Below are 8,979 nucleotides of genomic sequence, written 5' to 3'. Positions count from 1 at the left end.
ATATTAACAAACAAAGGAGGCACAGCATGGATTTTAACTTTACTCCCGATCAACTGGATCTACAGAAAATGGTAAAAGATTTTGTTGCTAAAGAAATTACGCCTCACGCTTTAGAAATGGATAAAGAGGGTGTAGTCCCACCAGATCTGTGGAAGAAGCTTGACGAAGCGGGCTTGCTTAATTTAACTGTTCCCGAAGAATATGACGGGCCTGGTCTTGATGCGGTTTCAATTGCTCTTATATATGAAGAATTAGGCAAAGGCTGTGCAGGTGTAGCGACAACAACAGCTGCTAATGCATTGGCTTCCTATCCGGTGGTTTTACTAGGTACTGACGCTCAAAAAAGAAAAATGTTTGATGTGATTAATAATGGGAAGTTGGCAGCTTTTGCTCTGACTGAACCTGGTGCCGGCTCAGATGCTGGAGCAGTAGCCACTACTGCTGTCAAAGATGGCGATTATTATGTTATTAATGGAACTAAGTGCTTTATAACCAACGGCGGTATTGCCGATATTTATATTATATTTGCTAACACTCGCAAAACTGCTGGTATCCGCGGTTTGACGGCCTTTATTGTTGAACGCGGCACACCTGGTTTTTCTGTTGGTAAAGAAGAAGAAAAAATGGGTATCCGGGCATCTAACACCTGTGAATTAGTTTTGGAAAATGTTCGTATTCCAGCAACCAACAGGATTGGTCGCGATGGTGAAGGGTTTAAAATCGCCATGAAGACACTTGATGCTGCCAGGCCTTTTGTGGGAGCAGTGTCGGTAGGATTGTCCCAAGCTGCATTTGAACTTGCGGTTAAGTATTCTAAAGAGCGCGTGCAGTTTGATAAGCCAATTGCTTCATTCCAATTGGTGCAGGCTATGTTGGCTGATATGGCTATGCAGATTGAAGCGGCCCGGTTGTTGGTGTTTAAAGCCTGCTGGATGAAAGACCAGGGTGTTCCTTACGCTAAAGAGTCGGCCATTGCTAAATGTTTTGCCGCTGATACTGCGATGAAGGTTACTATCGATGCGGTACAAGTACTGGGTGGTTATGGCTATTCGAAAGAATACCCGGCAGAGAAATACATGAGAGATGCTAAAATCATGCAGATCTATGAAGGTACTAATCAAATTCAGCGTCTGGTCATTGCTAACAATATTCTATACTAATTATCCGAAAGCTAACCGCCACTGATACCCCTGCTTATTGCAGCGGAATAAGTGGCGTTAAGCTCCTGGATTAGCTCAGCTAAGTCTCAGAGCATTTAACTGGCTCTGAGACTTAGCTGAACTTATAAATTATTGCTTGACTATTTTGGTTAACCGTAATATAATTTATTGTGTGTTAAGGGACTATAGCTCAGTTGGTTAGAGTACTACGTTGACATCGTAGGGGTCACTGGTTCGAGTCCAGTTAGTCCCACCAGTACATAACAGGCTTACAGATTTTTATCTGTGAGCCTTTTTGTTTATATAAAATATAATCACCATGCATAAAAAAACCTTGCCATAACCGGCAAGGTTTAAAAAGCAGTTGGTAGCGGCGCAGGGATTTGAACCCCGGACCCTTCGGGTATGAACCGAATGCTCTAGCCAGCTGAGCTACGCCGCCAACAATATGGAGCTAGTGACCGGGATTGAACCGGTGGCCTTATCCTTACCAAGGATACGCTCTACCGACTGAGCTACACCAGCATGGTTGCGGGAGCAGGACTTGAACCTGCGGCCTTCGGGTTATGAGCCCGACGAGCTACCAACTGCTCCATCCCGCGATATTTGCATTTTACCACAAAATGTATTATATAGTACTATACATAATTATGTCAACGTATTTTCAAACCAGAGAATCTAAGTGGATTATAAGGTAACATTGACTACTGTTAATTAATGGTGTATATTAAATTATTGTACTGTTTACGTTATATAAGGGATTTACTCGCCGATAAATTTGTTGTAAAAATAATCAGGGTTTACTGCACAGGGCACAATGGCATGGAATCTCAGCCAATCCTGGCCTGATACATTTTTACTTAGCAGGTAGGCTTTTGTTGGAAAATCTCGATTATCGACAGTGAGCAATTGATCGTCATTTATAGCACTTTCGATATCGTCACGGGAAAAACGATCAGTATAAAAATACTGATCAATTGATCTCAGGTTGCCATCATTATCATAAACTGCACCAAAATACACAGCACCGCAATCGACAGTAAACTCATATATGCCGTCGCCTGAAAGTGTACCGGCATCAATAAAAACTTTTTTGACTGGCAGTTGACTCATATGTATACTCATAAGTGTCCCTCCATTAATAGTCTCGGTATGATTATGCCCGGTAATAGGACTGTTATGCCGCAAAAAAATAATATTAAATCATTTTAGGAGGCAATAAATGTCAAACCTTGCTCCCGAAACTAATAAACGGCGCACCTTTGCGATTATATCTCACCCTGATGCCGGCAAAACAACGTTAACAGAAAAATTATTACTTTACGGCGGAGCCATTCGCCTGGCTGGTTCGGTCAAGGCCAGAAAAGCGCAAAAGCATGCAGTTTCTGACTGGATGGAGATTGAGAAACAACGTGGTATTTCAGTAACCTCCAGTGTGCTGCAATTTGATTATGACGGCTACCGGGTCAATATATTGGATACTCCAGGTCACCAGGATTTCAGTGAAGATACATATAGGACGTTAATGGCAGCCGATAGTGCAGTAATGCTTATTGACGTAGCCAAAGGCGTCGAAGATCAGACGAAAAAACTGTTTCAGGTTTGTAAACAGCGGGGGATACCAGTATTCACATTTGTGAATAAGCTTGACCGCTATGGTCGTAATCCTTTTGAGCTTATGGAAGAGATAGAGAATGTTTTGGGTATCCGTGCTTATCCGATGAACTGGCCAATTGGAATTGACGGTAAATATACTGGTATCTATGTGCGAAAACAAGCGAAAATTGAGTTGTTTGAGCGTAGCGGTGTACATGGCCAATGGGCATTGCCATCAAAGCAAGGCAATGTGGATGATCCGGCCTTTAAAGAAATCCTTGGTGCCGATATTCATCAGGCGCTATGTGATGATATTGCGCTGTTAGATATGGCTGGTGAAGCGTTTGATTCAGATAAAGTAGCCAGAGGGGAACTAACCCCCATGTTTTTTGGCAGCGCAATGACTAATTTCGGTGTGCAACTGTTTTTGGAAGACTTCTTAGAGCTGGCACCGCCACCCATGCCAAGAGTATCGTCAGAAGGATTGATTTGTCCTACTGATGATAAGTTCTCAGCCTTTGTGTTTAAGATCCAGGCAAATATGAATCCGGCCCATCGTGACCGCCTGGCATTTATGCGAATATGCTCAGGCAAGTTTGAACGGGGTATGACAGTTTACCACACGCAGTCTGGTAAGCCTGTAAAGTTAGCTCAGCCGCAGCAGTTCTTAGCTCAGGAACGGACAATTATCGACGAAGCTTATCCAGGTGATATTATCGGTTTATTTGATCCGGGTATTTTTGGCATTGGCGATACACTATGTCAGGAGGGGTTTAATTTTACCTTCCAGGACTTTCCGGTGTTCCCGCCGGAACAATTTGCCCGTGTTCAGGCTAAAGACACGATGAAACGTAAACAGTTTGTTAAAGGGATGACTCAATTGACCCAGGAGGGGGCTGTCCAGGTATTTCGTCAACCTGATTATGGAGTAGAATCTTTTGTAATTGGGGTTGTCGGCTCACTGCAGTTTGAAGTACTCGAATACCGACTGAAACATGAATATGGTGTTGATATTTTAATGAATCGATTGCAGTACTCTGTTGCCAGATGGCTCAGCGGCGAAAATATTGACATAAAGTCTATGAAAAATATGGATGCCGGTCTTTTGGTACAGGATATAAAGGATAGGCCGGTCGCTTTAATTAGTAATGAATGGCAGCTTAGATGGGTCATGGAGCGCAACCCGGAGATTGAATTTTTGATTGTGCCTGAAGATGCGAGGCAGGCTTAAGGGGTTTTTACGATGTACAGTTTTCCGTTAGAACCAGATGAGACCATCATAAAAAAGTGTCTGGCCAGTTACAGCTGTGATGGAGATGTTTTAAACGGAGCTCTCTATTTAACAGATCACCGTCTGGTGTTTGTTGGCTATTCACTTAGTATTGGCAGCAAGTATATGGACGAAGTGCTGTTGACACATATAAAAGCACTAGAAACAGAAAAGACTTTTTTTGTTATTCCGAATGTACTTAAGGTAATTACTATTCAAGATAAAGTAATTAAAATTATTATAAAAGGCCGGAATCAATGGGTTGAGGCGATTAACAGGCAAACCGGCAGGGTAAACTAAACTAATTAAAACACTTCACTTCCTTCATTGTATGCAAATACGCTGTGGAACATATACTATATGAGAAGGGAGTGAGGGTGGTGAAGTTACTTTCGATTGGCCTGAACGGAACAACTGGGGAAATCAGGGAAAAACTGGAATGCGACTGTAAAACGCTGACCCAAGAAGGCTTCCGCGTAGTTATAGAAGAACTTGATCGAGGCGGATATAAGTTTCTTGGTTTAAATATCAGTGACGGCGAGCTTTCCTTTCGTAATTACGAGCGGATCAAGAATGTGTTAAGAAGTAGTGTCTCTCAGATACTTGCCAACTGGATCATTAATACTGAGGAAAACAAGCTTATCAATAAAATCGTTACCAGCAACTATTGTTACTTTAATCAAGATGAGCGTGCTATAGTCGAGTCCAATGCAGTGAGAGCGCTCAGGTCCAGTCCGGATGCTCGCTATGACCTGATCATGGCGCGTATCTTGGATTATCTTGATAATCATCACGAGCTGGTACTTGATGGTTTTTTAAATTTCCGGCTGAAAGATTATCGGCTACAGTTAGCTGAAGTTATTGATAAAGTTGTGGATGATTTTATGATGGACCTTGAATATAAGGAGTTTATTCGGGTTTTGCGCTATTTTGTTGATGTTCAGGAGCCACGGGTTGAGGAAGCTCATGTTGTTATCAGTGGTGCCGGTGTGTTTAAAATTTATGATTCACACCGTAAAATAATAAAAAATCAGCATCTGGATAATGCCGTGCTACAAAGCTGTAATGTAAGCGATGATAAGGGTCTTAATTTTGAGGATCTGTTAATAAGTGCACTCATCACAATTGCGCCCCATAATATCATGGTTCATAGTACTAATCGAACCAGGGATGAAGAAGCATTGGAGACAATCAGAAGTGTTTTTGACGGCCGGGTAGTATTATGTGATGGTTGTGAGATGTGCATTACCGATTTTGCAGGGAATTCGAATCATACTGAATTGTAGTCTTGACAAGGTTGTTGAATTTGTATATAATTTTAATAATTAAAAACTAATGCTAATAGTAATGCCGGGGACAAGATAAGGTCTTGAAAGGCGTCACAGAGAAAAGATGTCATAGGCTGTAAACATCTTTACGCAAACCAAGCGTTTATTACCACCTCGAAACTGCTCAACTGAACTAGTAAGACTAAGTTGAGCCGGGGCTATTTCCCCGTTATCAAAGTTCTGAGCTGGCGATTTTCGCCAAGCAGGGTGGAACCACGGGTATAAAAACTCTCGTCCCTATAGGGAATGAGAGTTTTTTTTATTTAATTTAGGAGGTTGCCGAAGATGGGTAAAATTAAGATGACACTAAAAGACGGAGCTGTGCGCGAAGTTGAACAAGGGGTAACACTGGCTGAAGCTGCTGAATCAATTAGCCGCAACCTAGCTAAAGCAGCGCTGGTTGCAAAGGTAGATGGCAAAGTCACAGATTTGACCACTAGACTAGACAAGGATGCTGCCGTAGAATTTTTGACCTTTGAAGACACTGAGGGCAAAGATGCTTTACGCCATACCTCATCACATATCTTAGCACAAGCTGTTAAACGTTTATACGGTGATGTCAAGATTGGGATTGGCCCGGCGATTGCCAATGGGTTTTATTACGATTTTGATACTACCCATATTTTTACTCCTGAAGATTTGGGGAAAATTCAGTCTGAAATGGAAAAAATCGTTAAAGAGAACCTGCCACTTGAGCGTAGGACAGTGAGCCGTGAGGAAGCGATAACTCTGTTTGGCGATCAGGGCGAGCTATATAAACAGGAACTCATCCGTGATTTGCCGGCTGATGTACAGATATCGCTCTATAAGCAGGGTGAATTTGTTGACTTATGTGCAGGCCCTCATGTTCAGTCTACCGGGCGTGTTAAAGCGATCAAGCTCCAAAGTATTGCCGGCGCTTACTGGCGCGGAGACGAGAAAAGGAAGATGCTTCAGCGTATCTATGGAACCTCATTTGAGAAGAAGGCCGATTTGGATGCTTATATAACGATGATGGAGGAGGCTGCCAAGCGTGACCATCGCAAGCTGGGCCGTGAGCTTGATTTATTCAGTATTCAGGAAGAAGGCCCAGGGTTCCCGTTCTTTCATCCCAAAGGCATGATTATTAGAAATGAACTTGAGGCTTTTTGGCGTAAGCTGCATGTAAAATATGGTTACCAGGAAATTAAAACCCCGATTATTCTTCATCAAAAACTATGGCAGCAGTCAGGCCACTGGGATCACTATCGCCAGAATATGTATTTTACTAAAATTGATGATGAAGGGTATGCCGTAAAGCCGATGAATTGTCCAGGTGGTATTCTGGTATATCGTACACAACACCATAGTTATCGTGATTTTCCGCTTCGTACCTGTGAACTGGGGCTTGTACACCGGCATGAGATATCAGGAGCACTGCATGGGCTTATGCGGGTACGCAGCTTTACTCAAGATGATTCTCACATCTTTATGCTGCCAACGCAGATTAAGGCTGAGATTAAGAAGGTTATTGAACTCTTTAATACTGTTTACAGTGTGTTTGGACTCTCATATCATGCTGAGCTTAGTACTAAGCCGGAAAAAGCCATGGGATCTGATGAGGTATGGGACACTGCTACTACTGCACTTAAAGAAGCATTGGAAGAGCTTAATATGCCCTTTAAGATTAATCCGGGCGACGGTGCTTTTTACGGTCCCAAAATTGACTTTCACCTTAAAGATTCAATTGGCCGTACTTGGCAGTGTGGTACTATCCAGCTGGATATGTTAATGCCGGAAAAATTTGATTTGACATATGTTGGTGAAGATGGTCAGAAGCACCGGCCGGTGATGATTCACCGGGTAGCTTACGGTAGTATCGAGCGGTTTATTGGGATCTTAATCGAACATTTTGCCGGTGCCTTCCCCATTTGGCTGGCCCCTGTACAAGTCAAGATTTTGCCAATTAGTGAACGTCATGCCGAGTTTGCCAGGACGATAGCCCAAGAGATGCGTGATCAGGACATCCGGGCAGAAGTTGATGACCGCAATGAAAAGATCGGGTACAAGATTCGTGAAGCCCAACTGGAAAAAGTACCATATATGCTGGTTGTTGGTGATAAAGAGGCCGAAACACGCAGTGTAGCTGTTCGTAAGCGCGGCCAGGGTGATATTGGTGCGATGCCTATTGATAACTTTATTACTACCGTAATTGGCGAAATTACTAGTAAAAGCTAAAAAAGTCAAAAAACAGCTTGACTTCACGGAACACTTGGTGTTAATATTATTGAGTAAATCAAATCGTTTTTAAAGCAGAAGCCATCCGCTTCTCACCTTACAACGCCAAAAGGGTAGTTAGTAGGGTTACATCAAGCAAATCGTTAGTTTGATTATGCTGTTGCGCGGGTGGTATATGCCATCCGCTTTTTGTTTTTTTAAAAGTATATCAGGAGGTGAGCGGCAATTAGCAAAGAGACTTTAAAAATGAATGAAGAGATTCGGGCTAGGGATGTTCGGTTAGTCAGCAGTACTAATGAGCAGCTGGGGATTATGTCGCTAAGAGACGCGTTGCGTTTAGCAGGAGAACAAAATCTTGACTTGGTGGAAGTGGCACCAACGGCTAAGCCGCCGGTATGCCGGATTATGGATTTTGGCAAGTTCCGGTATGAACAGCAAAAACGCGACAAAGAAGTCAAAAAAAAGCAAAAGGTAGTTGCACTTAAAGAGGTTAAACTCCGTCCCAACATTGAGGATCATGATTTTAACGTTAAACTAAAGAATGCCCAACGCTTTTTGGAAGATGGCGACAAAGTCAAAGTAACGATCATGTTCAGAGGCCGGGAACTTTCCCATCCTGAACTTGGCAAGCAAGTGCTGGTACGAATGGCTAGTCTACTTAAGGAAATGGCTAATATCGAACGCGAAGCCAAGCTCGAAGGTAAAAATATGATTATGATTGTTGCTCCTAAACCCAACAACAATATGCAAGCCAGCACATAATAGAAAGGGGATATCCAACTATGCCGAAAATGAAAACCCGCAGAAGCGCTGCTAAACGCTTCAAGATAACTGGGAGCGGTGAATTTAAACGCGCCAAAGCTTTTAAAAGCCACATTCTTGAAAAGAAATCTCCGTCCCGTAAGCGCAATCTGCGTAAGGCTGCGATGGTTAGTAAATCTGACCATGATCGCGTAGTGAAAATGCTTCCTTACGCCTAATCGTATAACAATTTATAAGTACATCAGGAGGTATGTGTCATGCCAAGAGTTAAAAAAGGCGTTACTGCACATAGACGTCATAAAAAAATTCTCAAATTAGCTAAGGGTTATCGCGGTTCCAAGAGCAAGTTGTTCAAAAAAGCAAATGAAACGGTCATGAAAGCACTGTACTATGCGCGTCGGGATCGCCGTGCTAAAAAAGGTGACTTCCGTAAACTGTGGATTACCCGGATTAATGCTGCCGCCCGCATCAATGGTATTTCTTACAGCCAGCTTATCAATGGGCTCAAAAAAGCTGGTGTAGAAGTTAACCGCAAAATGTTGGCAGATCTGGCAGTTAACGATATGACTGCATTTGGTAAACTGGTAGGCACTGCAAGAGAACAACTGTAGTTTGGAAACTCCCGGAAATATTTCGGGAGTTTTTTTTGTGCTTTATTGCATAATAT

The 8,979-nt window shown here is 42.7% G+C and carries 9 protein-coding genes, 4 tRNA genes and 1 other annotated feature; of the genes, 9 read left to right on the top strand and 4 right to left on the bottom strand.

The window, feature by feature from the left end; translation table 11 throughout:
* Positions 1 to 26 precede the first annotated feature (26 nt).
* Both VN379_RS01905 and VN379_RS01900 read left to right on the top strand, forming a co-directional pair.
* The gene (locus tag VN379_RS01905) at positions 27 to 1,160 is read left to right on the top strand and encodes an acyl-CoA dehydrogenase family protein (RefSeq protein ID WP_325530231.1); all 1,134 of its coding nucleotides are present in this window, start codon (positions 27 to 29) and stop codon (positions 1,158 to 1,160) included.
* Positions 1,161 to 1,339: 179 nt separating this feature from the next.
* Positions 1,340 to 1,416, top strand: a tRNA-Val gene (locus tag VN379_RS01900).
* A 109-nt stretch (positions 1,417 to 1,525) separates the two neighbouring features.
* Here the strand turns inward: VN379_RS01900 and VN379_RS01895 are convergent.
* The 4 genes from VN379_RS01895 to VN379_RS01880 all read right to left on the bottom strand — a co-directional run bounded on the left by VN379_RS01895 (position 1,526) and on the right by VN379_RS01880 (position 2,285).
* Positions 1,526 to 1,602 (bottom strand) — tRNA-Met (locus VN379_RS01895).
* A 7-nt stretch (positions 1,603 to 1,609) separates the two neighbouring features.
* Positions 1,610 to 1,685 (bottom strand) — tRNA-Thr (locus VN379_RS01890).
* 1 nt (position 1,686) lies between these two features.
* A tRNA-Met gene (locus tag VN379_RS01885) sits at positions 1,687 to 1,762 on the bottom strand.
* Between the two features lie 160 nt (positions 1,763 to 1,922).
* On the bottom strand, positions 1,923 to 2,285 hold the full coding sequence (locus VN379_RS01880; RefSeq protein WP_325530229.1) for a hypothetical protein: 363 nt from the start codon (positions 2,283 to 2,285) through the stop codon (positions 1,923 to 1,925).
* Positions 2,286 to 2,382: 97 nt separating this feature from the next.
* Between VN379_RS01880 and VN379_RS01875 the strand changes: the two genes are divergently transcribed.
* The 7 genes from VN379_RS01875 to rplT all read left to right on the top strand — a co-directional run bounded on the left by VN379_RS01875 (position 2,383) and on the right by rplT (position 8,923).
* Positions 2,383 to 3,987, top strand: coding sequence for a peptide chain release factor 3 (locus tag VN379_RS01875; RefSeq protein ID WP_325530227.1), 1,605 nt, complete (start codon positions 2,383 to 2,385; stop codon positions 3,985 to 3,987).
* Between the two features lie 12 nt (positions 3,988 to 3,999).
* A complete protein-coding gene (locus tag VN379_RS01870; RefSeq protein ID WP_325530225.1) occupies positions 4,000 to 4,326 on the top strand; it encodes a GRAM domain-containing protein in 327 nt (108 codons plus the stop codon).
* An 80-nt stretch (positions 4,327 to 4,406) separates the two neighbouring features.
* Positions 4,407 to 5,312 (top strand): putative sporulation protein YtxC, encoded by a 906-nt coding sequence (gene ytxC, locus VN379_RS01865; RefSeq protein WP_325530223.1) that lies wholly within the window; start codon positions 4,407 to 4,409, stop codon positions 5,310 to 5,312.
* Between the two features lie 327 nt (positions 5,313 to 5,639).
* On the top strand, positions 5,640 to 7,550 hold the full coding sequence (gene thrS / locus VN379_RS01860) for a threonine--tRNA ligase (RefSeq protein WP_325530221.1): 1,911 nt from the start codon (positions 5,640 to 5,642) through the stop codon (positions 7,548 to 7,550).
* Between the two features lie 66 nt (positions 7,551 to 7,616).
* Positions 7,617 to 7,750: a sequence feature (ribosomal protein L20 leader region), on the top strand.
* Between the two features lie 46 nt (positions 7,751 to 7,796).
* On the top strand, positions 7,797 to 8,312 hold the full coding sequence (gene infC / locus VN379_RS01855) for a translation initiation factor IF-3 (protein ID WP_325530219.1): 516 nt from the start codon (positions 7,797 to 7,799) through the stop codon (positions 8,310 to 8,312).
* Between the two features lie 20 nt (positions 8,313 to 8,332).
* Positions 8,333 to 8,530, top strand: a complete 198-nt coding sequence (rpmI, locus tag VN379_RS01850) for a 50S ribosomal protein L35 (RefSeq protein WP_325530217.1) — start codon at positions 8,333 to 8,335, stop codon at positions 8,528 to 8,530.
* Positions 8,531 to 8,569: 39 nt separating this feature from the next.
* Complete coding sequence (gene rplT, locus VN379_RS01845) at positions 8,570 to 8,923, top strand: 50S ribosomal protein L20 (protein ID WP_325530215.1); 354 nt, start codon at positions 8,570 to 8,572, stop codon at positions 8,921 to 8,923.
* The last annotated feature ends 56 nt before the right edge of the window (positions 8,924 to 8,979 follow it).

It is taken from the genome of Sporomusa sp., assembly GCF_035561255.1.
Taxonomy (GTDB): Bacteria; Bacillota; Negativicutes; order Sporomusales; family Sporomusaceae; genus Sporomusa.
The sequence above is the reverse complement of the archived record's forward strand: the minus strand, read 5'-3'. Positions and strand labels throughout refer to the sequence as shown.

Bases quoted from the DNA above. Each gene is read 5' to 3' on its own strand.
- VN379_RS01905 (WP_325530231.1), top strand. From the start codon at position 27: ATGGATTTTAACTTTACTCCCGATCAACTGGATCTACAGAAAATGGTA.
- VN379_RS01880 (WP_325530229.1), bottom strand. From the start codon at position 2,285: ATGAGTATACATATGAGTCAACTGCCAGTCAAAAAAGTTTTTATTGAT.
- VN379_RS01875 (WP_325530227.1), top strand. From the start codon at position 2,383: ATGTCAAACCTTGCTCCCGAAACTAATAAACGGCGCACCTTTGCGATT.
- VN379_RS01870 (WP_325530225.1), top strand. From the start codon at position 4,000: ATGTACAGTTTTCCGTTAGAACCAGATGAGACCATCATAAAAAAGTGT.
- thrS (WP_325530221.1), top strand. From the start codon at position 5,640: ATGGGTAAAATTAAGATGACACTAAAAGACGGAGCTGTGCGCGAAGTT.
- infC (WP_325530219.1), top strand. From the start codon at position 7,797: ATGAATGAAGAGATTCGGGCTAGGGATGTTCGGTTAGTCAGCAGTACT.
- rpmI (WP_325530217.1), top strand. From the start codon at position 8,333: ATGCCGAAAATGAAAACCCGCAGAAGCGCTGCTAAACGCTTCAAGATA.
- rplT (WP_325530215.1), top strand. From the start codon at position 8,570: ATGCCAAGAGTTAAAAAAGGCGTTACTGCACATAGACGTCATAAAAAA.